This is a genomic window from Pseudomonas canadensis (assembly GCF_000503215.1).
GTDB lineage: Bacteria > Pseudomonadota > Gammaproteobacteria > Pseudomonadales > Pseudomonadaceae > Aquipseudomonas > Aquipseudomonas canadensis.
On sequence record NZ_KI628539.1, the window covers coordinates 455090 to 480376 of the forward strand.

The 25287-nt window shown below is 59.8% G+C and carries 20 protein-coding genes; 10 read left to right on the forward strand and 10 right to left on the reverse strand.

Features of this window, described 5'->3' with window-relative positions:
- Nucleotides 1–11 precede the first annotated feature (11 nt).
- From U367_RS0124845 to U367_RS1000000131935, 6 genes are all read left to right on the forward strand, one after another.
- Nucleotides 12–584 (forward strand): fimbrial protein, encoded by a 573-nt coding sequence (locus tag U367_RS0124845; RefSeq protein WP_028619014.1) that lies wholly within the window; start codon nt 12–14, stop codon nt 582–584.
- A gap of 10 nt (nt 585–594) precedes the next feature.
- A complete protein-coding gene (locus tag U367_RS0124850) occupies nt 595–1080 on the forward strand; it encodes a fimbrial protein (protein ID WP_028619015.1) in 486 nt (161 codons plus the stop codon).
- Nucleotides 1081–1093: 13 nt separating this feature from the next.
- Nucleotides 1094–1573, forward strand: a complete 480-nt coding sequence (locus U367_RS0124855) for a fimbrial protein (RefSeq protein ID WP_028619016.1) — start codon at nt 1094–1096, stop codon at nt 1571–1573.
- An 11-nt stretch (nt 1574–1584) separates the two neighbouring features.
- Nucleotides 1585–2133, forward strand: a complete 549-nt coding sequence (locus tag U367_RS0124860; protein ID WP_028619017.1) for a fimbrial protein — start codon at nt 1585–1587, stop codon at nt 2131–2133.
- 80 nt (nt 2134–2213) lie between these two features.
- On the forward strand, nt 2214–3179 hold the full coding sequence (locus tag U367_RS0124865) for a fimbrial protein (RefSeq protein ID WP_028619018.1): 966 nt from the start codon (nt 2214–2216) through the stop codon (nt 3177–3179).
- Between the two features lie 48 nt (nt 3180–3227).
- The gene (locus tag U367_RS1000000131935; protein ID WP_154670148.1) at nt 3228–3380 is read left to right on the forward strand and encodes a hypothetical protein; all 153 of its coding nucleotides are present in this window, start codon (nt 3228–3230) and stop codon (nt 3378–3380) included.
- A gap of 494 nt (nt 3381–3874) precedes the next feature.
- Here U367_RS1000000131935 and U367_RS0124880 read toward each other — a convergent pair whose 3' ends face one another.
- Nucleotides 3875–8644, reverse strand: a complete 4770-nt coding sequence (locus U367_RS0124880; RefSeq protein WP_152537933.1) for a hypothetical protein — start codon at nt 8642–8644, stop codon at nt 3875–3877.
- A 240-nt stretch (nt 8645–8884) separates the two neighbouring features.
- Nucleotides 8885–11968, reverse strand: a complete 3084-nt coding sequence (locus U367_RS0124885; protein ID WP_028619021.1) for a transglycosylase domain-containing protein — start codon at nt 11966–11968, stop codon at nt 8885–8887.
- Between the two features lie 639 nt (nt 11969–12607).
- Between U367_RS0124885 and U367_RS0124895 the strand changes: the two genes are divergently transcribed.
- Nucleotides 12608–14026, forward strand: a complete 1419-nt coding sequence (locus U367_RS0124895; protein ID WP_028619023.1) for an amino acid permease — start codon at nt 12608–12610, stop codon at nt 14024–14026.
- Between the two features lie 39 nt (nt 14027–14065).
- Here the strand turns inward: U367_RS0124895 and U367_RS0124900 are convergent, their stop codons facing one another.
- From U367_RS0124900 to U367_RS0124920, 5 genes are all read right to left on the reverse strand, one after another.
- Complete coding sequence (locus U367_RS0124900) at nt 14066–15196, reverse strand: OpgC family protein (protein WP_028619024.1); 1131 nt, start codon at nt 15194–15196, stop codon at nt 14066–14068.
- Between the two features lie 132 nt (nt 15197–15328).
- Nucleotides 15329–15625 (reverse strand): cupin domain-containing protein, encoded by a 297-nt coding sequence (locus U367_RS0124905; RefSeq protein ID WP_028619025.1) that lies wholly within the window; start codon nt 15623–15625, stop codon nt 15329–15331.
- A gap of 59 nt (nt 15626–15684) precedes the next feature.
- Nucleotides 15685–15969: a putative quinol monooxygenase gene (locus tag U367_RS0124910; protein WP_028619026.1), complete on the reverse strand. Its 285-nt coding sequence runs from the start codon at nt 15967–15969 to the stop codon at nt 15685–15687.
- A gap of 12 nt (nt 15970–15981) precedes the next feature.
- Nucleotides 15982–17601 carry an FMN-binding glutamate synthase family protein gene (locus U367_RS0124915; RefSeq protein WP_028619027.1) on the reverse strand — a complete coding sequence of 540 codons (1620 nt, stop codon included), beginning with the start codon at nt 17599–17601 and terminating at the stop codon, nt 15982–15984.
- A gap of 28 nt (nt 17602–17629) precedes the next feature.
- Nucleotides 17630–18391, reverse strand: coding sequence for a helix-turn-helix transcriptional regulator (locus tag U367_RS0124920; RefSeq protein WP_028619028.1), 762 nt, complete (start codon nt 18389–18391; stop codon nt 17630–17632).
- 93 nt (nt 18392–18484) lie between these two features.
- Here U367_RS0124920 and U367_RS0124925 point away from each other — a divergent pair, with 93 nt between their 5' ends.
- The 3 genes from U367_RS0124925 to U367_RS0124935 all read left to right on the forward strand — a co-directional run bounded on the left by U367_RS0124925 (nt 18485) and on the right by U367_RS0124935 (nt 21125).
- On the forward strand, nt 18485–19306 hold the full coding sequence (locus U367_RS0124925) for a carbon-nitrogen hydrolase family protein (RefSeq protein ID WP_028619029.1): 822 nt from the start codon (nt 18485–18487) through the stop codon (nt 19304–19306).
- A gap of 120 nt (nt 19307–19426) precedes the next feature.
- Entirely contained in the window at nt 19427–20752 is a 1326-nt protein-coding gene (locus tag U367_RS0124930; protein WP_028619030.1) for an APC family permease, read from the forward strand.
- A gap of 100 nt (nt 20753–20852) precedes the next feature.
- Nucleotides 20853–21125, forward strand: coding sequence for a type B 50S ribosomal protein L31 (locus U367_RS0124935; RefSeq protein WP_016970719.1), 273 nt, complete (start codon nt 20853–20855; stop codon nt 21123–21125).
- Between the two features lie 20 nt (nt 21126–21145).
- Here U367_RS0124935 and U367_RS0124940 read toward each other — a convergent pair whose 3' ends face one another.
- From U367_RS0124940 to U367_RS0124950, 3 genes are read right to left on the reverse strand one after another with little or no spacing between them, the layout of a single operon-like run.
- Nucleotides 21146–22525 (reverse strand): ATP-binding protein, encoded by a 1380-nt coding sequence (locus tag U367_RS0124940; protein WP_028619031.1) that lies wholly within the window; start codon nt 22523–22525, stop codon nt 21146–21148.
- A complete protein-coding gene (locus U367_RS0124945) occupies nt 22522–24336 on the reverse strand; it encodes a DAHL domain-containing protein (protein WP_028619032.1) in 1815 nt (604 codons plus the stop codon). The genes U367_RS0124940 and U367_RS0124945 overlap by 4 nt, the downstream gene beginning before the upstream one ends.
- A 10-nt stretch (nt 24337–24346) precedes the next feature.
- The gene (locus U367_RS0124950; protein WP_372514799.1) at nt 24347–25276 is read right to left on the reverse strand and encodes a cytochrome-c peroxidase; all 930 of its coding nucleotides are present in this window, start codon (nt 25274–25276) and stop codon (nt 24347–24349) included.
- Nucleotides 25277–25287: the final 11 nt, after the last annotated feature.

Consider the following 25287-nt stretch of genomic DNA (forward strand, 5'->3'; position numbering starts at 1 on the left):
TGGAGAACGTCATGAAGTTGCAGATTGTGAAGGGCTTGGGCGGCCTGTTACTGGCCATTGTCGGGCCAGCGCACGCTGAGGATGTCGAGGGCATGAATGGGCGGTTGAACGTTACCGGGGCGATGCATGAAACCCCGTGCAGCCTGGAGATGACCTCGCTGCATCAAACGATCGACCTGGGCGCGGTGTCGGCCAGCCAGTTGCAACGGCCCGGCGATCAGGCAAAACCGGTGGCGTTTCAATTGCGCTTTACCGACTGCCAGCGCACGGCCGGCAGCATCCGCAGTGAGCGTACGGGGAGACTGACTTGGAGTGCCTTTCAACCGGTGTTGTCGGTGGCTTTTTTCGCGCCCGCCGATGATGAGGATTCACGCCTGGTCAAAGTGCAAGGCGTGACCGGGATGGGCCTGCAATTGACCGATGCACTGGGGCGCGATGTACAGCTGGGTTCAAGGGGCGAACCGTTGTTCTTGCCGCTGGGCAGCAACACCCAGACCTGGCTTGTACAGCCCACACGCACCGCCGCCGCGTTGACCAGTGGGGCCTACCGGGCCGTGGTGGATTTCAGGCTCAACTATGAGTAAGGGCAGAACGATGGCTAAGTTAACCCTGCTTTTTGGTGGCGGCCTGCTGTGGGCTGTCAGCCAAGGTGTGCAGGCCAACAACACCAATTTGACTATCCGTGCGGTAATCATCGCGCCGCCGCCGTGCGTCATCAACAGCGGCACGACCCTTGATGTGCCGTTTGGCAATGACCTGCTGACGTCACGGGTCGACGGGGTGAATTACCGCCGTGGCGTGCCCTATACCGTCACCTGTGATTCGCCTTTCAGCAACGCCTTGACCCTGGAACTCAAGGGCACGGGTGCTGCGTTTGATGACCGCGTGCTCGTGACCCGCAAGCCGGACCTTGGCGTAAAGCTGTTCGTGAACGGTGCCGACTGGCCGCTCAATACTGCCGTGAATTTTACCTATCCAAACTTTCCGGTGGTGCAGGCGGTACCCGTCAAACGCGCGGGCAGCACACTGACGGGAGGGGCCTTTGATGCGACCGCCACCCTGGTGGTCGACTATCAATGAAGAGGAATGATCAATGACCTTTTGGCAGCCACGAGCGTTGCTCGCCTTGTGCTCCATCGGCCTGTGCAGCGGTGCGTCGGCCAACCTGACCTTTAGCGGGACGCTGAACGAGCCGCCGCCCTGCACGATTGACGCGGGAAACACGATTGAAGTGGATTTCGGAGATGTCGGGGTCAAGCGCGTCGACGGTGTGAAGTACCGCAGGGGGGTCGCTTACACCATCAGCTGCGGCCCGGCCACGCTGCCGTGGGAACTGAAGCTGAGCGTAAACGGTACACCAACGCCGTATGACGCCTCAGCGGTGCAGACCAATGTGCCTGCGCTGGGCATCCGGGTGTATCAGAACAACGTGCCGTTTCCACTCAATACGCGCTTGGACATATCCCTGCCAACACCGCCGGTATTGGAAGTGGTGCCGGTCAAACAGCCCGGTGCAACGCTGGTCCCCGCGAGGTTCGCAGCAGTGGCCACGTTGTTGGCCGAGTACGAGTAGGAGCTGAGTCTATGCGACATGAAAAGGTTCATAAGGCTTGGTCATGTGCCGGGCTGGCGTTACTGCTGACCTGCGGGCTGATGCCCGAGGCTCAAGCGGCGGACAACCTGAGCTTCAAGGGCAACCTGGTTGAACAAGCCTGCACCCTGCGTCCCGGTGACGAGGCAATCACCTTCGAACTCTGGGACGTGACCAGCAAGCACCTCTACCTCAACACACGTTCACAAGGCAGGGGTTTCAAGCTGCACCTGGAGGACTGCGACACCACGATTAGCAACACGGTCACTATCCAGTTCGGCGGCAGGGAAAACACCGCGCTACCGGGGCTGTTCGCGCTGGATGGTGGCAGTGGCGCCTCGGGTATCGGGGTCGGCTTGGAGACGCCAAGCAACACGCCATTGCCTCTGAATGCCGTCAGCGATGAACAGGTGTTGAGCAATGGCAGCAATGTGATCGAGCTCAAGGCCTACGTGCAGGGCGAGCCGCAGGCCATCAGCGATCAAACCATCGGGCACGGCACCTTTACGGTGACCTCCACGTTTACGTTGGACTATCCGTAAGCGCCTCAGACAAACCTTAACCCTCGCCTGGGCGGCTGTTCACTACGCACGCCAGGGTAGAGGAGCAACGAGAGATCAAAATGAAACGACTTTATGGCGTCATGACGCTGCTCGTCCTGATTTCGTTCACTGCGACCGCAAATGCAGCCAGATGCCGTGTGAATGGTGGGCCGTGGGCCGAGATTGTTGGAGAACTCCCTCTACAAGTTCCTGTGACCGTTACCCTGGCCGCAGACCGTACGCGGATCACGATGGAGGGGGCACGACTTGAATGTGGATTCTCCAGAGACTCGCAGACCCCGACCTCGCGGGTGGATTTCTGGGCGACCGGCAGCGCGACAGGAACGCCCTGGATACCGGGTCCAAAATTCGCCAATCAGGGCGCTGGTTTGCGAATCCTAGGCGGGCACTACAATATTCCTATTGCGCATGGTATTCGGGTCGCCACGCTGCCTGACGACTTGCGTGGTTATCCGGTCGACGTTACGCCCTATATTCTGGTGCGCAACGATCCGGCCAACCCAATCGATATTCGAACCGGGGATATGCTCGGGACGCTACGTCTCGCCGCCACGAACAACTACAACTCAAGTGTCGCGAGCATCTCGGTCAGGTACATTGCCGCCAACAACTTCACCGTCTCCCCCTCGGCGTGCACGATCAACAATAACAACCCGATCGAGATCAACTTCGGCAACGTGCACCAGCGCGGAATCGGCACCGACCCGCTGACAACCACCATTCGCGTCGACCGCAGGCTTACCTACACCTGCCCGGACGGCGGGATTACCACACCGATAACCATCTCCTACAAAGGCACCCCGTCATCGTTCAACACACACCTGTTGACAATGACCAATCCGGACGTAGGCACGGCTCTTGTTCGTGCGGGGTCTGCGGTTCAAGTCAACGGTTCGTTCCTCACCCGTATTACCAACAGTGTTGGCGGCGACGACGTGACGTTTACGCTTGTTCGAAGACCCGGGTCGCTACCTGCCGCCGGGCCCATCAGTGGCAGTGGTGTACTGGTGATGGGCGTGCCCTGACGCTCCCGCTAGGTTGATGCCCCTTCCCATGCGCATGGAGCCAGTGCGATGAGCACCCTTGCCTACGAGCCGATGCTGTCCAACGGTACCGACACGATTGCGCTGAAGGTCATCTTCAATCAACAAGCGCTGGGCCTCAGCCCTCAGCGGGTAGTGGAGGAAGGTGAGGCGAAAAATGGCAAGCGCTGCTGCTGGAAATAGCCGCGTTGAAGCCCGATGACGGTTATGTGCCCGGCCAGTATTTTGGCAATGTACAGATTATTTTCGATGCGTTGCGCCCATGAACGGAGTACAGCGTTTGAGCACCTGGACAGCGAGCAGGCTGATGCAACTCACCGGCGCGACGCTGGTAAGTGGGTTGCTGCTGGGCCTGCCCGGCACCACAACGGCAGCCACCGTGAATATGTCGAGGACATGCTGCAACCCGCTGTCGCCAGCCCCTATGAAGGCAATGTCACAGTAATTTGGGACTCCGAGGTGTAGCCGCCCTACCCGAGTACCGCCAACGGGCAGAGGGGCTAGTTGCCTGGCGGCGCGAGATGGCGGGATCGCCGTTTCATCATCAATGATCAGGTCACACCGCCGAGGTGTGTAGGTGCGCATGGCCGTTTGCGACCCTTTATCCTTGAGGGTGAAGCTCGGGTTTGCCAGCGTGGAGCGAGCAAGCTCGCTCCTTCAATCAACAGCCTTGTGGATCAGACGGGAGGCTTGGACGGGCCCGGAATCGTCAAGTCTATCGGGACGCCAAGTCCCAGTCGGTTGACGCGGTCCGCAACAGTAGGAATAGCCATATTGAAGGTGCCGTCGGACTTCACGTATTTGCTCCAGGAAGAGGGGTGGAGGCCCCGGTCAACGGCAAATTTCCAGGCCGCGGCACTGTTCTGGTTCTCCGGTCGAAGGGCCAACTGATACCAGTCTTGATAATGCTTGTCGGTGACGCGGGTGAAAAATCCGTCGGAGGGTTTTGTCAGTCTGTCCAAACGGGCCTTGCCAAGGTTGTTCAACGTCCCTTTCTTCGCGTCCACGAAAATGGTTATACGCTCTGGACGAATGTTATGTAATTTCGCAAATTCAGCTGCAGCTGCTTTGGTCGGCTGCTTCATGTTTACCCATTTCATGAACAGTTTGTCTGACAGGTGTTTAAACGTCTCAGGATTGAGCCGCGCCTTGCCCCGTTCGGTAATTGTGCCGCCTGACATTACAAACTTGTTCCACGAGTTGTACGTGATATTGCGACTATTGAAAAAAGCGGCTGGGTCCAGCGTGGTGGCCGGGTTGGGCAACGCCGCGTTGGCTTTGACGTGTGCGTCCCATTCTCTAAGTGCTTCGATTACTCTGTTGTCGCTTTTTGGTCCGCCGCCGGGCGCGCGTTGCCATGTGTCCAATTCCCACTGTTTGTTCGGCAGGCGCCGCAACCGGAACGGGGTCAAGCCTCCAGAGGGAGTGAGCACGGGGGCGACCAAGCCATTGCGGTCATAGACGTTGAAAGCGTTCTGAATGCGAAACACCTGCTCTTTGCCCTTTTCACCGACGCCGCGTACCAGATAGGTGGGTGGCGAGCCGGGGACTCGATAAATGCCTGTACCTTCCGCCAGTTCGGCTCCTGGCGGGATGCCATTTTTCACCAGCAGGCGGGAGCTTTCTTGCTGGAAGTCTTTCTGGTATTTCGTCAGGTTCGGTCGCCGTATGTTTCTCGCGGGCCTCAGTAGCATGGGCAGTGGCTTGATACCCAGGCTGGCCGTGCGTGTCACTCCGGCGACCGTGGTGGTGGCCTTTGCAAGTTCAAACAGCATGAGTGCGCGTGGCCCGCGACGTACGACAAGCCCCGCCGCGCTTTGCCCCAGGCTGCGCAAGGCATGGACCGTGGTGCGCCCGACCCGGCCGACGAACCTGGAGGCTGAAGAGGCCAGTTGCCCGCTCCAGGGAAGCCCGCTCAGTACGGTGGTTACCACTTCAACGCCGAACAGCACTTTATTGAGGGTGGACTGGGCGTTCAGCTCTTCGTTAGTCACGCTTTGCTCGTCGGCTTTGTTCAGCAGGTAAAGATAGTTCTGCCGGTATAGCCCGGCCCAGACGTCGCCTTGGTGTGCGGCCAGGCGCGAATTGAGCAAGCGTGTATCGGCCGGTACGCGTGCGCGAAGATAATCCTGCCAAGCGGAGCCCTGCATCAGCCGGATCAGTTCAGCCTCGTTGGCCAGTTCCCTTAGCTCCAAACCGTCGGGCGCATGCGGGGTATACAGTACGCGCATGTCATCGGCAGCGGTGGAGAGAATCAGAACGCCATTTACGGTTTGTCCACCACGGCCTTCGGGGGCGTCGCTGGACGGGTTGAACATCAGCGCATTGGCGATCACTGCGTGTCCGTCGACCCGTGGGCGTGTCGCGGGGTTTGGAGCGGCCTGCACCGCCGCCATCCAAGCGGCTGCTTTCTTTTGCTTGGGGGCACTGTGTGTTTCCCTGAGGTAGATATCAGGATTCAACCGGGCCGAAAGGGCCGCATAGTCAATAACGGATGCCTGGCTCGCGCGCCACGCCTGTCTCAAGGCGCGGGCCTCGGTTGCCGTAGCCTGCGGGGCGAGGTATTTCTCGAGCACGTTTTGCGTGTACTGGTGGCCAACATTCAGGTCCTTGACCCACAGCTCAAGGCGTTGTTTGTCCAAGCTGATGGGACGCCCACGCGTATCGCGCACCCAGTTCCCTTGGGGGGTGGTCAGTGTGGCATCCAGATCGTCGTTTTCGACCCAGGTGAGGCTCTTTTCCCAGGGTTTGGTGTTTTTCAACAGCAGGTTGGTCAGGCTCATCCGCTTGCTCGTGGAACTGGTATGCGCAGTTCCAAAACCTCCTCCATCGGCTACGACCCGTGTTCGGGTGGTCTGGGTGACTATCGTCTTGTCCGGGTCGATGCCCTGTTCGGGATAGTCCTGGCCTTTTTCGGCCAGGAAGGCGCGAATCTTTGTCAGTACCCGTTGCTTTGCATACTCGGCCAATGTTGGAATAAGCGCTTGCCATTGCTTGGTCAGTTCATCCTGTTTGGCCTGGGTGGTGTCGGCCTGGTCTTGCAGAGCCTTCTGGTCCGCCGAGCTCAAGCGCTTTTCCCAGTCTGGCCGCCAGTGTTGCTTCAGCAGTCGGTTGCGCGCCATAAATGGCCCGGCCAAATCCAACAGTTCGGCCAGTTCCACGCGGCCATTTTTTTCATTGTCCGATTCGCCCTCCGTCAGGCCCAGAATGGTCTCGATGTCGGACTGCTGTTTGTCGAGCAGCGCCTGGATGCCGTCAGCCACGAAGTCGTCGGTTATCGGCGCATAAGTGGTACTCAGGTCGTTGCCCCACAGCCCGGTTTTGCCATGCTGAACCGCCAGCGGCAAGCCGCTGATACACAACCTGCCGGCGTCTTCGCCAGCGTTGATGCGGGCTTTCAGCGTGTCATGCAGGACTTGCAGGGACGCACATTCTTCAAACCCCATGTCCGGGGTATACAGCACTACCGCGCCAACCCCGGCCGTGTAAGTACTGAGGTTTTTGTGCCCATGGGGCCAATGGGGAGCGACAGGGCTGGAGCCGTCATCCAGGGTCAGAACGAAGCTGGCGGCCATACGCGCACGCGCGGCGGGGCCAGTGTCGACGGTCAACTGATACACACCGGGGCGGCTGCCATGGCTGAAGCGTGCTTCACGTCGGGCCTGGGTCGGGTAACGCAGGGCACGATCAATCAGCAATTTGGCTTGTGGGCTCAGGGTATTGTCGGCCACGCGCAGGCGTGCCTGTATCTCCAGGACCTGGCGCTGGACATCGATCAGCCGAACCTGTGGGCAGACCAAATCCGGCGCTATCGGCGTACGCCAATAGGTGGTGATCTGCTCGGCCAGTCGTGTTTGTAGGGTGTGAGCCAGTTCCAGCAATGTGCCGGTCTGGGCCAACTGGTCGACTTCGTTGAAAGCGGTCGGGCTGCTGAAGACGCTTTCGGCGAACGTGTCGAGCGTGGCGGTGCTCTCTTCTTGTGCTGTTTGATCCTCGTACGCTTGCTCTGCGGGGTTGTCCCAAAGCAACAAGGTACACACCGCCTCGATCAATGGGCGGGAAGACTCAAAATGACGCAGGCCATCGCTGTCAATGAGGTAGCGGTTGACATACAGGCTGTGCAACTCGGTGTCGGCCGGCAGATCTGGGTAGGTTTCTTTGAGCAGCGACGTCAGCACACCGCCCAGCGAGGGATGTTTGTCCTTTTCCAGTACCTGGTCGAGTTGTTGGTTAAGAGAGTTCCACTGTTGTATCAGGTGCGTTTGTTGCCCAACGTCAGGCAAGGTCAGTGGGACGGGAGAGGCGCGTGTCAGGTCGGGCGATTCGGGCATGCGGGCGATCAGCCCAGGGTTGCCCTTGAGGGGCAGTGCCAGGGTGGTCCGTACGCTGGCTGCCAGGGTTTCGAATGCGGTGTGGGACGCACCGAAGGCCTGTTCGATATCGGCCTCTTGCTGGCGACGTTGGGCGTGCAGGCATGCACTGAATACCGGGCCGGTGATCGAGGGATAGGTGAGTGCCTGCCGACTTCTTAACGCGTCGGTGGCAGCGGAGCGTTCGCTCGCGAGGATGTTGGCGAGCAGCACGGTTCTTTCGTCGCTTCTCACCAGGCGTAGGCGCAAGGTATTTTCCAGGGTGGAGAAATTCATGAAGAACTCAACGCCGAATTGCGGGGTATACAGGACGGTCGGTCGTGTCCCATGCAGGTGCTCGGTGAGTACGAAGCAGCCATTGAGTGGTGCGGCCCATTCAGGCTGGTCGGTCAATTCCAGCGTGAGGCCGAGTATGAGCGGCGGTGTGGCGTTGTTCGTGGTCTCATGGAGCACGCAGTTTTCGATTAGTTGTCGGCCTTCGATCACCACCTCCAGGTGTGACTGGGCCGTGGTGACGGCCGCTTGCGCGTGGGTATCCTCAGGCGTTTTCTTTAGGGTTTGCTCGGCTTGGCTGAGCTGTTGCCGAGCATCCTGCAGTTTCAGGTCCGCCTCCAGCGTAAATACCTCACGCTGCTTTTGACTCACAGCCTCCATGACACTCAGTGCACCCGTACTCGCGTGGGGCGATGACCAGAACTCCCTGAGACTGTTCAAGTACAGCGTCTGGCAGTTGAGTTGCAGATCACTGATCAACTGATTGACTGCTGCGACTTCCAACGGCGCCATCTCATTGCTGCGGCCGGCGCCGTTGGCATTTGCATAGAATCCGACTGCCTGGTTGATGGCGCCGGTTTCCGGCTCCTTGGTCAGCGCGGTCGGCATGTTTTGGGTGGCAATCGTCTCTTGAAGGACCTGGGTCAGATTGCGTGCGCGGGTGATGCGGGGTCTCCGTGCGGTGCTGTCTTGATCTGCCTGCGACGCAGTGTCGTAAACGTACTCGTTGAGATAAACCGTATCCGGGTTCGGTGTACTGGCAGGCACACGTTTTGCCAATGCCTGGCGCAGTTCGGTGGTCATGACCGTCGTCAGGTCTGGCTGTGCGTCCAGCAGGTGCTCGATGGCGGTGATACACACTGACGCACGGCGTATCAGGTCTTCGGTAGAAGGTTGGGGCTGTGAAGGCATAGCGCGGGTTTCCTGTCGCGATAGGGAGAATCGTGCAGGCCGGTGTCAGGGAAGGGGCCGCACGCTGATGCCCAGACTAATGGGCGTCGAGCGAGCGTCAGGTCTAAATAAGCACTACGTGATCCCTTCCTCTTACCGCAGGCACGTGGCGGAACCCCGAGGTTGCAGTAGTGGGTAGAGAATCGGAGCCATCCCTTTGAGCACCTGTACCGGCAACGCCGACGTGAAGGTGAAGTGCTGGGCGGAGGTGCCCGGGACAAAGGCGGTCAGTGTGCCGAAGTGGTGTTCGCCGATGTAGAACACAAAGGTTGCCGTGCGGTTGATGGATTTGGAATTGAGAATGTGCCCGCCGGTACTCATGGCTTGGATGCGGTTATCGCCGGTGCCGGTCTTGCCACCCATGGCCAGCGGTGTGCCGTCCGCCAGCGTGAAGCTGCCGGCCACGCGTTTGGCGGTGCCCGCGTCCACTACTTGCGACAGCGCTCCGCGCAAGGCGCTGGCGACTTCGCTGGAGATCACGCGCTTCCCGCGATTCGGGGCGTTGATCACACGCGTTTCATAGGGGGTGCCCTCGGCAAACTGCAGGCTGTCGATACGCAGTACCGGCAGGCGCACACCATCGTTGAGGATAATCCCCATCAGTTCGGCGAGCGCAGCGGGGCGGTCGCCTGAGCTGCCGATGGCAGTGGCCAGTGACGGTACCAAATGGTCGAACGGGTAACCCACGGCCTTCCAGCGCTCATGGATTTCCAGGAACGCTTCGATCTCCAGCATGGTGCGAATCCGGCTGTCACGGGCGCTCTGATGGCGACTTTTGAACAGCCAGCTGTAGACTTCCTGGCGCTCGAATTCGCTGGCCTTGACCACCTCGCCAAAGGTCGCTTCAGGGTGGCTGAGCAAATAGCCCAGCAGCCACAAGTCCAGCGGATGCACCTTGGCGATATAGCCTTGGTCCGGCAGGTCGTAGGCGCCGGGGCCGTAGCTTTGGTAGAGCGTTTGCAGACGTGCATCGGTGAGTTTTTCGGCGTTCTTCAGGTGTGAACGTACGAAGCGATTGAAACTCTCCTGGCTGGCCTGGGGCAACAGGTAGCGGTGCACCGCCGCCAGGCGAATCGCGGTGGGGTGCAGGCTGTCCATGAACGTGTCGAGGCGCGTCTGGGTGTCCTTGTTGCGGTATTTTTTCCAGAACTTGAGCAGGAACGCGGTGCCTTCGTGGTCGGCGAATTTGGCCAGGTATTCCTGGCGGCGCGGGTCGTTGTCGTCCTTGAGCAGGCGCGCGCTGTTGTCTTCGCCGGAGTAGGTGGTGTAGCGCACCAGGTCGCGCATCAGGCGAATGAACGGCAGGTTGATCGACTCGCGCAGGGCATCGCGCAGGGTCGGGTTGCGGCTGTTATCTTCGTTGCGAAAGTTATGAAAGCGGTGCAGGCCGCCGCCGGTGAAAAAGGCTTCGCCGGGGCTGGCGGAATACGTGCGGTTGAGAGCGGCATCGAGCATCTTCGACAGGTCGCGGTCGCTGTTGCGCAGCAGATAATCCAGCGCCCAGCGCGACAGTGGGTCTTGCTCGGGCACTTCGACTCTTTTCAACTCGGCGGGTATTTTTGCACTGTAGCGCTCATGCAGTTCGTTGATGATTTGCAGGTAAGTGGTCAGCACCCGCAGCTTGGCGGTGGAACCCAGTTCTAGCTTGCTGCCTTCGTTGATATCGAACGGCTGGTCGGTGTTGTCGGTTTGCACCCGCACGCGTGCGCCGTCGGGCGTGAGTTCGAACAGGGTGAAGCTATAACGCACCTGAGGCGTGCTTTGCGGCGTGAGCAGGCGCGGGCCGAGCAGGCCCATTTTTGCGGCGAACGTCGGGTCGGCGAGGTGCTTGAGGTAATCGGTAGTCTGGCGTTGCAGCGCCGATTGCAGGGTGCTGGTGGCCGACAGGTCGAGGCGGTCGAGGTCATACAGCGAGCGGTTGAGCAGGCTGGCCAGGCGGCTGCGGGCGACGTTGATCGCTTTGTCTGTTTCCACCGGTTGGATCGTCGGCTGCTGCTGCCAATCGCGGTAGCCCAGGTGGCTGGCGAGGGCTGCGGAGGATAAACCGGCCGGGAGGATGCCGTTCTGCGCCAGCAGGCGGATATGGCTGTCGGTCAATTGCGCCAGCTCCTCGCGGCCCTTGTTGAGGTAGTGGGAGGGGCGACGCTGGGCGATCATCAACGCCAGCACTTGGCGCAGCGCCAGCCCGCGTTCGGCCAGACGCTTCGGGTCTTGCTCGGTGTCACTCAAGGCGCGGTTGACCTGATTGAAGTCTGCGCCGAACCACACCCGCAACCCCTCGGCCAGGCCGTGTACTTCACCGTGCCCAGGCACCGCCGACAGCGGCACGCTGTTGAGGTAATCACGCAGGATATTTTCCCGGCTGCCCAAGGTATTGGGCCCGGCCTGGTAAGCCCTGACGCTGGCGGAAAGCATCTGGCGGATTTTTTCGCCACCGGACAGCGTCAGGCCATCGGGCGAATGGCGGTACTTTTCGAGCTGCGTGGCCAGGGTACTGCCACCGGCGGTTTGCCCGGGCAAATGCAGCAGTTTGGCCACCTGCGACCAGGCCGCTTTGGCAAAGCGCGGCCAGTCGACCGCCGGATTGGCCATGGGTTGCTTGGGGTCCAGCAGGTCGCGGTCTTCGATAAACAGCAGGCTTTGCACCACCAGCGGCGGGATCGCGGCGAAGTTGGCATAGAGCTGTTGCGGGTAGGTGAAACTGTACAGCGGCGTAGCGCGGCAATCGGTGATGCTCAGGCCGGCCTGGACCTTTTCTGCGTAGGGCACGAACAGCCCCCGCTGCGCGTAATCCATCAACGCCGGTGAGAAGCGCGCCTGTGCCTGGACCAGGTAGTTGCGCTTGAGCAGGCGCGGCAGGAACTCATCCAGGTCGCTGTAGCCCAGGCGCTTGTCGAAGGGGCCATCGCCCGGATAAACCACGGCCTCGCTGGTGCCGGGTGTGACCTCATAGCTCAGCGCCGCCGCCAACGGGCTGAGGTACTCGGCCTGCAGGCGGGAGGTGCGCATTTCCTGGCTGGCGGCCCAGCACAGTGCTGCCAGGGCGATCAACAGTATCAGCCACACCAGCCGCCACCACAGCCTTCGCGAGCGGGGGCTTTGTGGCAACGGCGGTTGATCCGGGCTGTCGGTTGCTAACGCAGCCCTGTTCGAATCGGTTTGCCATAAAGCGCCCATAGTCGATTGATCCATTCACGCAGATTGATCGGACGTATGTGAAAGCTTAGACGCTGCTGGGCGTGGTCAAGGAATTTGTCTTGCGCCTAGCGGATCTGCTGTTTGAGGCTTTGGTCCATTTATGGGGGAACGGGTCTCCAGTCAGCGTGTGGTCTGGAGGAACACTGTCTACCGCCACGTGAACGCAGCCCGTCAGTACGGTGGTTTTTTGCAGGGCGGCAATTTGGCGGATGGCTTGCTGGCACTGATGTACGACAGCTCGAAACCAGCGGGCATGGCCAGGCGCCTGTTCTTCGACACAACATTGTGGCAAGGGTGGTGGCGAGACGTGGCGGCCGTTGCAATGACGCTGCACCCTCGCTGTGCAATACTCGGCGCCCGTTTATCGGCGACGATTCCTACGCTGTCCAGGTAAAGCTCCTCCGAAAAAGCGGCTTTTGCCGAGACTTCTCGCTGAATCTTGCCGTTTATTGAGTGAAAATCCCTGGGTTGAGCTTTTTATACTGCACTCCCGCTGATCTGGCCCCGCCAGAAGGGCTGGCCCATGAGGCGAGCCCGGTGTAAAGGCGTCATGACCGACCCGTCATGACCTCCGGCACCCAGTGGCTCAATCCAATAACAAGACGAGGTTGTACCCTTATGCCAGTTGGCAACCACCTGCCCCATGGCGAGACCGCTCAGGGCGGCCCGCTGAAACGTGAACTGGGCGAACGGCATATTCGCCTGATGGCTCTCGGCGCCTGCATCGGTGTCGGCCTGTTCCTGGGCTCGGCCAAGGCCATTGAAATGGCCGGCCCGGCGATCATGCTTTCCTACATCATTGGCGGCCTGGCGATCCTGGTGATCATGCGCGCCCTTGGCGAAATGGCGGTGCACAACCCCGTCGCCGGCTCGTTCAGCCGTTACGCCCAAGACTATCTCGGCCCGTTGGCGGGCTTTCTGACCGGCTGGAACTATTGGTTCCTGTGGCTGGTGACCTGCGTGGCGGAAATCACCGCCGTGGCCGTGTACATGGGCGTGTGGTTCCCCGACACGCCGCGCTGGATCTGGGCCCTGGCGGCGCTGATCAGCATGGGCAGCATCAACCTGATCGCGGTCAAGGCCTTTGGTGAGTTCGAGTTCTGGTTCGCGCTGATCAAGATCGTCACCATCATTGCGATGGTGATCGGCGGCGTCGGCATTATTGCGTTCGGCTTTGGCAATGATGGCGTGGCGCTGGGTATTTCCAACTTGTGGGCCCATGGCGGCTTTATGCCCAATGGCGTGCAAGGCGTGTTGATGTCTTTGCAAATGGTGATGTTCGCCTACCTGGGTGTAGAGATGATCGGCCTCACTGCCGGTGAAGCGAAGAACCCGCAGAAGACCATTCCGAGTGCCATCGGCTCGGTGTTCTGGCGCATCCTGCTGTTCTACGTGGGCGCATTGTTCGTGATTCTGTCGATCTATCCCTGGAATGAAATCGGCACCCAGGGCAGCCCATTCGTGATGACGTTCGAGCGCCTGGGCATCAAGACCGCCGCCGGTATCATCAACTTTGTGGTGATCACTGCGGCACTGTCGTCCTGCAACGGCGGCATCTTCAGCACCGGGCGCATGCTCTACAGCCTGGCGCAGAACGGCCAGGCACCAGCGACCTTCGCCAAGACGTCGAGCAATGGCGTACCGCGCAAGGCACTGCTGCTGTCGATCTTTGCGTTGCTGCTGGGCGTGTTGCTCAACTACTGGGTGCCGGAGAAAGTCTTCGTATGGGTGACGTCCATCGCCACCTTCGGCGCAATCTGGACCTGGCTGATGATCCTGCTGGCCCAGCTCAAGTTCCGTAAGGGCCTGAGCCCGGCCGAACGGGCAGGGCTCAAGTACCGCATGTGGTTGTTCCCGGTCAGTTCCTACCTGGCGCTGGCATTCCTGGTGCTGGTAGTTGGCCTGATGGCGTACTTCCCGGATACCCGAGTGGCGCTGTATGTGGGGCCTGCGTTCCTGGTGCTGCTGACGGTGTTGTTCTACGTGTTCAAGCTGCAACCCACCAACCTGGCCTCGCCTTCGGCGCGTTCGGCCTGATACTGGGAATGGCCCGTTGCGCGCAACGGGCCATGCTGCCTACTGCGGCTGTGCCGCCAATTTGAGCGACTGATCCAGTCGTTTGTTGAATTCCAGCCACGCAGCCAGCATCACCATCAATGCCGCGCCAGCAACTGCCGTCAGTATTTGCATGGCGAATGCATCGCCTGCCAATGCATTGATCATGTCCGCGAGTGGCGCGAGCACCACGCCAAGGCAAAACACTTCCAGCGAGTAACGGCCCATGCGACAGGTGTGCTGCGCCAACCCGTTTTCGGTCCACGCACGGCTCGGCAGCAACTTGGCCGTCACATAGGCCAACGCGAGGAAGTGCAGCAGGCGCACGGGTGACAGGTCAGTCTTGCTGATGGGGTAGAGCCAGTCGCTGAGCTGCGCGGGCATCCAAGCGTCATGCACCTCTGGCCAGCGCCACGACAGCGTCAGGATCCCCGCAGCCATCACGTACAGGGCCGCCGCCACGAACAGGGGGCGGTGCAGGAGCGGGCGGGTGTCCACAGGACGTGTCTTCCCCGCATGGATAGCCGCCGCGCCGCCCAGCACAAACAAAAATTGCCAGGTGACCGGGTTGAAGTACCACACGCCATCGGCAATGGCCCTTAAGTTCCAGCCCATCCAGGGGGCCAACAGGTAAATCGTTGCTGACCCGACCACTACCATCCAGGTCGTGCGCAGCATCAGTGGCAACACCAGCGGCAAGCCGGCCAGCAGCACGATATACAGCGGCAACGGGTCCATCAGGTTGGGCTTGAAGCGCAGCAGCAACTCATCTGTCAGGGCCTGTTGCGGATGGGTAACGAAGTGCGTCAGTCCCATCTCCTCGACAAGGTCGCGGGTTTCGACATGGCTATTGGCGAAGAACACGATGCCCATCAGCATCGCCAGCAAGAAGATATGCACCACGTACAACACCCAGGTACGACGCAGGATTTTCAGTGAGGCAATCCAGTAGCCGTCGCGTTGCAGGATCTTGCCGTAGGCCAGTACGGCGGCGTAACCGGCGAGGAACACAAACACCTCCGCCGCATCGCTGAATCCGATGTTGCGCAGGGTGATCTGGCCGAGGGGGTTGTGGGGGACGTGATCCCAGAAAATGAAGATCAACGCCAGGCCCCGAAAAAAATCGATGCGTGGGTCGCGTCCGTTCAGCATGGCAGCGGGCTCTTGTACGAAGGGTTTAGTAATGACAGGCGAACGCGGGTGTTGTCGTACGCCGCACGTCGGGCGGGCGCAGGTTGGCGGTATTTGTAAGTAATTGCAAAGGTTGGGTATTACTGAATGTCTCTATACATCCAGGATAACCAAAGTGCCATGGCTGCCTGCAAGTACGCCATGGGCGATACCCGCTTCGACAAGATACATCTGGCCCGCGCCCACTCTGATTTCTGCATCACCAATGCTCAGGCGCAAGCACCCGTTGATCACCAGCAAACCTTCGTTGTAGTCGTGGGTTTCTTCTTCGTAGGCCTGCTCATCCATGCGCAACACCTTGATCCGCGCCGGGCCGACCTGGCCCAGGCGCGTTGATTTCCACGTGGCGGGCAGTTGCCCAGCGATGGCGGCGAAGTCGAGTAGCGGCATGTGAATCTCCTTGTTTCAACAATGCCGTCGGTGGTCCGGTTCAGCGGGGGAAAAATTGTTTAAAACGCATCCATCAACAATACCCTACACGGCTTGGCTTCATACGCATTGATCTGCGGAACCAGGCGGGTGAAGTGTTCGGTCTGGCAGTGGACATCGAGTGCGGCCTGGTCAGGCCATTGCTCGACAAAGATAAAATGCCCCGGGTCTTTTTGGTCAACAAACAGATCGTAGGCGATGCACAGCGGTTCCTGGCGGGTTTTTTCCACCAGTTCTGCGTACCAGGGGCGCACCGTTTCCAGGTGTTCGGGCTTGATGAAATCTTCGGCGATGACTTTCAACACGGTAATGCTCCCTCAGGCGGCAGCCACTTCATGGGGTTCAAAACTATCGGCTCGCGCCATCTGCCACATGCGCGAGTAAAACTCACCGTTCACTTCACCGGTCAGCAACTCACCGGGTTTGAGGAACACATGCAGTTGCGAAAACAGCTTGATCTCGGTTGCCGACATGCGCCGTACCAAGTGTTTGGCCGATAACTGCGATGGATGATCGAGACCGGCGGCGGCGAGCATTTCCGCCAAGGCCTTGAGTGTGTTGCGGTGGAAGTTGAACACGCGCTGGGCTTTGTCCGGCACCACCAGGGCGCGTTGGCGCAGTGGGTCTTGGGTCGCGACGCCGGTCGGGCATTTATTGGTGTGGCAGCTCTGGGATTGAATGCAGCCGATGGCAAACATAAAGCCGCGCGCCGAGTTGGCCCAGTCGGCGCCGATGGCCAGCACGCTGGCGATATCGAATGCGCTGACGATCTTGCCGCTGGCGCCGAGCTTGATCTTGTCGCGCAGGTTCAGGCCCACCAGGGTGTTGTGCACAAACAGCAGGCCTTCGCGCAGTGGCACGCCGATATGGTCGGTAAACTCCACGGGCGCTGCACCGGTGCCGCCTTCCTTGCCGTCGACCACGATAAAGTCCGGGAGGATGCCGGTTTCGAGCATGGCCTTGGCGATGCCCATGAACTCCCATGGGTGACCCAGGCAGAACTTGAAGCCCACCGGTTTGCCGCCGGACAGCTCACGCAGTTGCGCGATGAACTGCATCAGTTCCAGCGGCGTAGAAAACGCGCTGTGGCGTGACGGCGAGATGCAATCTTCGCCCATCATAATGCCGCGTGTATCGGCGATTTCCTGGGTGACCTTGTGCTTGGGCAAAATCCCGCCATGGCCGGGTTTGGCACCCTGGCTCATCTTGATTTCGATCATGCGCACTTGCGGGTTCTGCGCCTGCACGGCGAAACGTTCCGGGTCAAAACGGCCGTCGCTGGTGCGGCAGCCGAAGTAGCCGCTGCCCAATTCCCAGGTCAGGTCGCCGCCGTTTTCGCGGTGGTAGGGGCTGATACTGCCTTCGCCGGTGTCGTGGGCGAAGTTGCCCAGTTTGGCGCCTTGGTTCAACGCGCGAATCGCGTTGGCGCTCAACGAGCCAAAGCTCATCGCCGAGATATTGAACACCGATGCCGAGTACGGCTGCGTGCATTGTGGGCCGCCGACCATCACGCGAAATGCGCTGGGGTCGCTCAACGGCGCCGGGCGCATGGAGTGGCCGATAAATTCGAAGCCCGATTGGTACACGTCGATCAGGGTGCCGAAGGGTTTGTCGGCGGTTTCATTCTTGGCGCGCGAATACACCAGTGAACGCTGGGCCCGGGAGAAGGGCAGGGCGTCGCTGTCGGACTCCAGCAGGTACTGGCGGATTTCCGGGCGGATGGCTTCCACCAGGTAACGGATATTGCCCAGGATCGGGTAGTTGCGGCGCACGGCGTGGGGGCTTTGCAGCAGGTCGAAGATACCGATCAGGCTCAGCACACCCGTAACCACGGTGATCGGCCACAGCCATTCATGTTCGATAAAGGGAAGGCTTGCGAGGGTGAAAATGACGCACACGGCAAAGAAGGCGTAACGGCTTAGTAACGACAGGCTCATACGGTTTTCCTTGGTTCGGACTCATCGGCTAGGCGTTTTGCGCCTGTAGAAAGATCGAGAACAGCTCTGACTGGGATTTGATCCCTAGCTTGCTGTAGATGTGTTTCTTATGGACTTTCACGGTTTCAACAGAGATTTGCAGCTTACGAGCGATTTCCTTGCTGGAGCAACCGCTGAGCATCAAGCGGCCCACATCCAGTTCGCGGGCAGTGAGTTGCGCGCCCCAGTCATCATTCTGGATCGGCTGCGGCGTGCTGACCTGCTTGAGTTCATGGGGCAGGCGTTGGCGCAGCAGGCTCAGTACCCAGGGTTGAATCAGCGACAGCAGGGCAATCTGCTGCGGATTGAAGCGTTGCTTCGAGCCCAGCGACAGGCACAGGGTACGCCCATCCGGCAGATGGCAATTAAATTGGATTTCATCGGCGACCACGTTCAGGCGGAAGTAGCGCTGATAGTACTCGGTGAGTTCGAAGTGCTCGGGCGCGACTTCGGCCAGGCGCAAAAGCCCCGTGCGCGCATGTTCGCGGCTGGCGATGTAGAAGGGGTCGAGCAGGTACAGGCCGTTGAGGTAGTCCTGGAACAGTTGGTCCGGCGTTCCGTCGGCGCCTGGGCATTCGGCAAACACCAACGGGCGGTGTTCGCTGCTGAACAGCAGAGCCACCCAGCTGTCGCACGGCACGTACTGGTCGAGCAATCGGACCAGTTGGGTCCAGAAATTGGGCTGGTCCAGCGCGTCTATCATTTGCCCTACCGCACGGTGCCAGGCGATGTCTTGCAGCGACATGGTCATCGATCTACCCCTATCGGGTTACCCCCGCCGCGTGATTCCCTGGGGGGTTATGGCTGCGCATACTGCGGCACAGATAAAGAACAAGGAATACCCATGAAGGTCGAATTTGCCCAGTTGGCCGGTCGTGATAACGATACAGCTTACAACCTTGAACGCGCCTTGGCGGCAATTGCTGCGTGCGCCGACGATACGCAACTGATCGTATTTCCGGAAACTCACCTGACCGGTTTCCCCACGGCCGAGACCGTCGCCGACATCGCCGAACCGCTGGACGGTCCCACCGTGCAGGCCATTATCGAGGCCGCCTGTGCACGTGATATCGCCGTGGTCATTGGCATTGCCGAACTCGATGGCGGCCAGTTTTACAACACCACTTTGCTGATCACCCCCGACGGTATCGCCCTACGGTACCGCAAGACCCATTTGTGGCCGCTGGAACGAGGCGTCTTTAATCCCGGTGACCGTTACCCCACCTGCATGTGGAACGGTCTGCGCGTAGGCCTGTTGATCTGCTACGACATCGAGTTCCCGGAAACCGCCCGTGCCCTGGCGCAATTGGGCGCTGAGTTGCTGATCGTCACCAACGGCAACATGGACCCGTACGGTCCCACCCACCGCACCGCGATCATGGCCCGTGCCCAGGAAAACCAGGCGTTTGCGCTGATGGTCAACCGGGTGGAAGCGGGCGATGGTGACCTGGTGTTTGCCGGCGGCAGTGCGTTGGTGGACCCGTTCGGCACGCTGCTGTTTGAAGCGGGGCGTGAGGAGGGGCAATTCGCGGTTGAGCTGGATCTCGACCAATTGGCGGCGGCTCGCACGGACTACCGCTACCTGGACGACCAGCGCATGAAATTGCCGGGAGAGGTGATTGAGCGCAGCGATGGCGCGCGCGAGCTGTTAATCCCACAAGCTTAACGCTAGCCCCCGTGGCGAGGGAGCAAGCTCCCTCGCCACCGGTAATAACTCTAAAAAACAGTGTGTGCAACACCGACTTCAGTTCTGCCATAAATCTAATAATTGCGCGGAGAATCACCCATGGCTCGTTTGCAACGCACCCTGTCGTTAGGGGCGGTGGTGCTGTTTGGCATCGCCTATATGACGCCGATCATTGTGCTCGGCACCTTCGGCATCCTGGCTCAATCCACCGCGGGCATGGTCCCCGCCGCTTACCTGGCTGCGCTGGTGGCGATGTTTTTCACCGCCATGAGCTACGGGCGCATGGCTTCGGCGTTTCCGGTGGCCGGTTCCGCCTACAGCTACGTGCGCAAGGCCATCAGCCCCAAGCTCGGTTTTATCGCCGGTTGGGCGGTATTGCTCGACTATCTGTTCTTGCCCATGGCCATCTGGCTGATTGGTGCGGCGTACCTGAACTCAGCCTTCCCGGCGGTGCCGCAATGGGTTTGGGTGCTGGCATTCATCGGGGTTACCAGCGCCATTAACATCGTCGGCCTCAAACTGGCCAACGGCATCAACGCCTTGCTGATGCTGGTGCAATTCCTGGTGCTGATTGCCTTTGTCGCACTGTGCATTCACTACATCGGCGGTGATGCAAGCAAGCCGCTGTGGACTATCGCCCCCTTCTTCAATGGCCAGATGCACATGCCATTGATCATGAGCGGCGCGGCCATCGCCTGCTATTCGTTCCTGGGCTTTGACGCGGTCAGTACACTGACCGAAGAAACCCGCGACCCACGTCGCACCATCCCCCGGGCGATCATGTTGATCACCTTGATTGGCGGGCTGATCTTCGTGGCGGTGTCCTACTTTGTGCAGGTGGCCCATCCGTCGTTCGAGTTCAGCAATGTGGATTCGGCGGCGTATGAAATCGCGCGCAATATCGGTGGCGACTTGTTTGTGTCGATCTTCCTGATTGGCCTGATTGTCGGCCAGTTCGCCTCGGGGCTGTCGGCCCAGGCCAGCGGTTCGCGCCTGTTGTTTGCCATGGGCCGCGACGGTGTGTTGCCCAAGTCGTTCTTCGGCAGCCTGCATGCGCGCTTCGGCACTCCAGTCAACAGCATCCTGTTGTGTGCAGTGGTGGCGCTGCTGGCGTTGAAGCTGGACGTGACCACCTCCACTTCATTCATCAATTTCGGCGCATTCCTGGCGTTTAGCCTGGTCAACCTTTCGGTGATCTTCCACTACTGGATCGGCGCCAAGCAGCGTGGCGTGCGCGAATTGATCCTGTTCCTGGTGTTCCCGTTCATCGGCCTGCTGGCGGACCTGTGGCTGATGGTCAGCCTCGATCACTTGGCGATCTACCTGGGCCTGGTGTGGTTGGCGATCGGCCTGGTTTACCTGAGCGTGCTCACGCGTGGCTTCTCCCGACAGCCACCGGAAATGGACTTCCAGGAAGCCGCATAGAAGCTGCCGGCCTATTCTTATTGCAATCGGTTCTCGTTTGGGTGCACTATTTGTGTTACTGTATAACACATCAAATGCATCCAAACGCCCCGGAGGCCTTATGAAAGCTGGTATCCATCCCGACTACCGCACCGTGCTGTTTCACGACACCGCCGCCGACGTGTTCTTCCTGATCGGCTCTACTGCCGACAGCGACCGCACCCACAAGCACAGTGATGGCAACACCTACCCCTACATCCCGCTGGACGTGTCCAGTGCTTCGCACCCGATCTACACCGGCCAACAGCGCAAGACCCAGGCCGAGGGCCGGATTGCCGGCTTCAACAAGCGTTTCGCTTCGTTTGGTTCGAGCCCCAAAAAAGCCGACGCATGAGCGCGACTCGGCGGCGTGTCCTACGCCGCCGTTTGCCGAATCGGCAACACCACCCGAAACGTTGTCCCTTTGCCCAGCTCGCTGCTGACGGAGATGTCGCCACGGTGTTTCTTAACGATGCCGTAAGAGAGCGAAAGCCCCAACCCCGTTCCTTCGCCCACCGGTTTGGTGGTGAAGAACGGATCGAAGATTTTCTGCAGGGTTTGCGGCGCGATCCCATAGCCGTTGTCTGCCACTTCCAACCACACGTTCTCGCTGTCCACGCCAGTGCTGATGGTAATGGTGCCGCGCTCTGGCCCCATGGCTTGCGCCGCGTTGATCACCAGATTCATCACCACTTGGTTGAGCTGTGAGGCCAGGCACTCGATTTCTGGCAATGCGCCGTAGTGTTTGACTACATCGGCTTTGTACTTGAGTTCGCTGGCGACGATGTTCAATGTCGAATCGATGCCCTGTTGCAGGTTGGCAAATTGCCAGGTCTGCTCGTTGTCCACCCGCGAGAAGTTTTTCAGGTCCTTGACGATCTGCACCACGCGACCAATGCCTTCCTTGGACTCCTTGATCAGGACCGGAATGTCTTCCTGGAGAAAGTCCAGTTCCAGCCCGACGCGCATGGCTTTGAGCTGCTCGCTTTGTTCCGGTGGCGTCACCAAGGCTTCAGCACGTTGATAGGCATCCAGCATCTGTTGCAGCTGGTTGAAGTAGCCGTCCAGGGTGCTGAGGTTGGACGAGATAAACCCCACCGGGTTGTTGATCTCATGGGCCACACCGGCCGCCAGTTGCCCCAGCGACGCAAGTTTCTCCGACTGGACCAATTGGCTTTCCAGGTGCTTGCGTTCGTCAATCTCCATTTGCAGCGCTTGGGTGCGCTGTTCCACCAACTGCTCCAGGTGGGTGGTTTGCAGCGAGGCGCGGCGGGCCATGTCCCATTTGTTGGCCAGGGTGTTGGCCATCTGCTGGACTTCGATGTTGTCGAAGGGTTTTTTCAGTATCAGCAACCGATCATGGGCGTGCAGCCGCTCCAGCAGGTCTTCCCAGGAATAGTCCGAGTACGCGGTACAGATCACCACTTGCAGGTCGGGAGCGACTTTCCACAGTTCTTCTATGGTTTTCGCGCCGTCCCAGCCTTGGGGCATGCGCATGTCGACAAAGGCCAGGGCATACGGCTGTTTGCGCTCCATGGCCGTGACGAGCAACTGCAGGCCTTCTTCTCCGCCATAGGCCGAATGCAGTTCGAACACCGGGGCCCGGGCTTTTGTCGTGTCGCCGAACAGCGCTGACTCCATAGCGTCCAGCGCCTGGTTGGTTTCAACGACAGGCATCAGGATCTTGCGAAAATCATCGTGAATCGACGGTGTGTCGTCGATCAGTAATAGACGCCGGTTAGGAGATTGGTTCATGTGGGGTTTCCGGCAAGGACCATAGGGATAGTCAAGGTAAACATGGCGCCCAGGCCCGGTCCGTCGCTATGGGCGGTCAGTTGGCCATTCATTTCCACCGCTGCGAGGGCGCAACTGTGCAGGCCGAAGCCGTGGCCTTCCTTGCGGGTGGTAAAGCCGTGGGTGAAGATCCGGGTCATGTTTTCCGCCGGTATGCCTTCGCCGTCGTCTTTCACGCTGATTTGCAAGGTTGCGTCATCGCGTGGTTGGACCGTAAGCGTCATTTGCCGCGGCCGGTCGACGAGGTTGGACATCGCGTACTTGGCATTGCTGATCAGGTTGACCATGATCAGCAGCAACCGGTGTTTATCCGCCAGGATTTCCGGCACCTGGGCATAGTGTTTTACCACCGTGACGTTGTGCCGGCTCAGCGCCCCTGCGTTCATGCGCAAGGCATCGTCCATCAGGGCGCTGATGTGCACCGGCTCCTTCAGCGTGGAGGCACCGGCATAGTGTTGTTGGGTAGCGACAATGTCCTTGATGTGGTCGACGCTCTTGCTCAATTGCGCCAGTTCATCAGTCATGCCTTGTTGTTCCAGCGCAATGGCGTCGACCAGTTGATTCAAGTAACCCGGCAACAGCTTGCCCTTTTCATCCTCGGTGAAGAAGGTGCCCAGGTCACCTTGGCGCTCGTTGATCAACTGCACGGCCCGGCCCAGGCCCAGTGCCTTGCTGCTGCGCAGCTTTCGAGTGACCAGATCGGCGGAGATATTCACGCTGTTGAGTACGTTGCCCACATTGTGCAGCACGTTGGTGGCGATCTCCGCCATGCCCGCCTGGCGAGCACTGTCGAGCAGTTCGCTCTGGGCATCCTTGAGTTGTTGGGTGCGGCGTTCCACCCGTTGCTCCAGGGTTTCGTTCGCCGCTTGCAGGGCACGGTTGACCCGGTTGATCTCGGCGAAACTGCGCAGCAGGCGCATCGCCAGGTAAAGCAGCAAACCCACCAGCAGGGTGGAGAAAATCAGCAGGTAGCGATGGTATTGGTGATCGACAAGGTCGGCGGCTTGCTGATCCTGGTTGAGGTGGGTCGTCAAGTCGTCCAGACGCTCGGCGACCGGCACGGCGGCAATCCGGTCGAGCAGGCCGTTGACCACCGGCTGCTCGCGCAGGATCAGCGAAATATGGTTGCTGAGGATCTCGACAGGCCCCTGAAACTCAGGGGGCAGGCGCTCCTTGTTGATCGCCAATTTGCCCAGGCCCACCAGGATATCGGCGGCGCGGTCGTCGCTGGTGACCTGGGCGAACTCCAGGCTGCTGAGCAACAGGTCGTAGGTATCGGTGGCGACATCGTGCAGTTGCAGGCGGCCTTCATCGTCGTAGCGATTGAACTGGGCCTGGATGTCATCTTCGGCGGTCGGCAGAAAGGCCAGGGAGTTGCGCAGCACGGCGTTGTGGGATTTGAACTGGTCCACCAACCGGGCTTTTTCCTGGATCGCGGCTTGGTAAGCTTCCCGATTGGCTTGCCAACCAGGCAGGTCCGCAGGGTCGTGGTAGAAGTCGCGGTTTTCCAGATCGGCCCAGATCCGGGTCATTTCCTGCAACGGTGCCACCAGGGGGTCATAATTGTGGGTGAGGGCGATCCTGGCCTTGAGTACTTCACTGTCCCATTGGGCATTGAGCTGCTGGAGCTGGCGGATCAGGTCCCGTGATTGGGTATAGGTAGCCGTCTGGTCACGGGAAGACTTGAGGTACAGAAACACCAGGGTGGACGCCAGCAGCAGGGTCATCAAGCCCAGCAACACTTGGCCGGCACGGCGGCGGGAAAGGGTCATGACGGTATGCTCATAAAGGCTTGCCCGCCCATTCGCCGCTCAGGGTCTTGAGAAACTGGATGATCAGGTCCTTGTCCTCCTGGGACGGATTGCGCCCCAACTGATACTTGAACATGACGTCGACCGCTTCCTCAAGGGTCTTGGCCGAGGCATCGTGGAAGTACGGCGCGGTCGCGGCGACGTTGCGCAGGCTGGGTACCTTGAACACATGTCGGTCTTCTTCGTCCTGGGTCAGCAGATAGCGGCCCAGGTCCGACTCCACCGTTTTGCCGCGCGCCTTGAAGTAGTCGCCCATCACACCGAACTTCTGGAACATATTGCCGCCGATATTGATGCCTTGGTGGCAGGCGATGCAGCCATAGTCCTTGAAGCGCTGGTAGCCGTATTTTTCCTGGATCGTGAAAATATCGGTGTTGCCAAGCAGGTACTGGTCGAACCGCGAATTGGGCGTCAGCAATGTACGTTCATAAGTGGCCAGGGCGTTTTGTACGTTGGCGGCGGTGACGCCATCGGGGTAGGCCCGCTGGAACGCCGCTTGGTAGGCGGGCAGGGCGGAAAGGTTCTGCACCACGGTTTTCCAGTCGCTGCCCATTTCCACCGGGCTGATGACTACCTGTTGGATCTGTGCCTCCAGCGTATCGACGCGGCCATTCCAGAACTGTTTGAAGTTCAGGCTGGCGTTGAAGACAGACGGGGTGTTGATGTCCACGGGCTTGCCATCGAAGCCAATGGAAAATGGCTTGTTGTCGGCACCTCCCGATTCCAGACGATGGCAGCTGGCGCAGGACAGTGTGTTATTGACCGACAGACGCGGCTCGTTGAACAGCTGGCGCCCCAGCTCAACCTTGGCCGGGTCCAACATCGGAACTGCGGGGAGAGGTTTCAGTGCTTCGTCCAACGGCGCGGCCATCAAAGGCATGCCCAAGCCCAGGCACAACATGAACACGACGC

Bases quoted from the DNA above. Each gene is read 5' to 3' on its own strand.
- U367_RS0124885 (WP_028619021.1), bottom strand. From the start codon at position 11,968: ATGGGCGCTTTATGGCAAACCGATTCGAACAGGGCTGCGTTAGCAACC.
- U367_RS0124865 (WP_028619018.1), top strand. From the start codon at position 2,214: ATGAAACGACTTTATGGCGTCATGACGCTGCTCGTCCTGATTTCGTTC.
- U367_RS0124945 (WP_028619032.1), bottom strand. From the start codon at position 24,336: ATGACCCTTTCCCGCCGCCGTGCCGGCCAAGTGTTGCTGGGCTTGATG.
- U367_RS0124915 (WP_028619027.1), bottom strand. From the start codon at position 17,601: ATGAGCCTGTCGTTACTAAGCCGTTACGCCTTCTTTGCCGTGTGCGTC.
- U367_RS0124880 (WP_152537933.1), bottom strand. From the start codon at position 8,644: ATGACCACCGAACTGCGCCAGGCATTGGCAAAACGTGTGCCTGCCAGT.
- U367_RS1000000131935 (WP_154670148.1), top strand. From the start codon at position 3,228: ATGAGCACCCTTGCCTACGAGCCGATGCTGTCCAACGGTACCGACACG.
- U367_RS0124855 (WP_028619016.1), top strand. From the start codon at position 1,094: ATGACCTTTTGGCAGCCACGAGCGTTGCTCGCCTTGTGCTCCATCGGC.
- U367_RS0124895 (WP_028619023.1), top strand. From the start codon at position 12,608: ATGCCAGTTGGCAACCACCTGCCCCATGGCGAGACCGCTCAGGGCGGC.
- U367_RS0124860 (WP_028619017.1), top strand. From the start codon at position 1,585: ATGCGACATGAAAAGGTTCATAAGGCTTGGTCATGTGCCGGGCTGGCG.
- U367_RS0124935 (WP_016970719.1), top strand. From the start codon at position 20,853: ATGAAAGCTGGTATCCATCCCGACTACCGCACCGTGCTGTTTCACGAC.
- U367_RS0124920 (WP_028619028.1), bottom strand. From the start codon at position 18,391: ATGACCATGTCGCTGCAAGACATCGCCTGGCACCGTGCGGTAGGGCAA.
- U367_RS0124900 (WP_028619024.1), bottom strand. From the start codon at position 15,196: ATGCTGAACGGACGCGACCCACGCATCGATTTTTTTCGGGGCCTGGCG.
- U367_RS0124845 (WP_028619014.1), top strand. From the start codon at position 12: ATGAAGTTGCAGATTGTGAAGGGCTTGGGCGGCCTGTTACTGGCCATT.
- U367_RS0124950 (WP_372514799.1), bottom strand. From the start codon at position 25,276: ATGTTGTGCCTGGGCTTGGGCATGCCTTTGATGGCCGCGCCGTTGGAC.
- U367_RS0124905 (WP_028619025.1), bottom strand. From the start codon at position 15,625: ATGCCGCTACTCGACTTCGCCGCCATCGCTGGGCAACTGCCCGCCACG.
- U367_RS0124925 (WP_028619029.1), top strand. From the start codon at position 18,485: ATGAAGGTCGAATTTGCCCAGTTGGCCGGTCGTGATAACGATACAGCT.
- U367_RS0124940 (WP_028619031.1), bottom strand. From the start codon at position 22,525: ATGAACCAATCTCCTAACCGGCGTCTATTACTGATCGACGACACACCG.
- U367_RS0124930 (WP_028619030.1), top strand. From the start codon at position 19,427: ATGGCTCGTTTGCAACGCACCCTGTCGTTAGGGGCGGTGGTGCTGTTT.
- U367_RS0124850 (WP_028619015.1), top strand. From the start codon at position 595: ATGGCTAAGTTAACCCTGCTTTTTGGTGGCGGCCTGCTGTGGGCTGTC.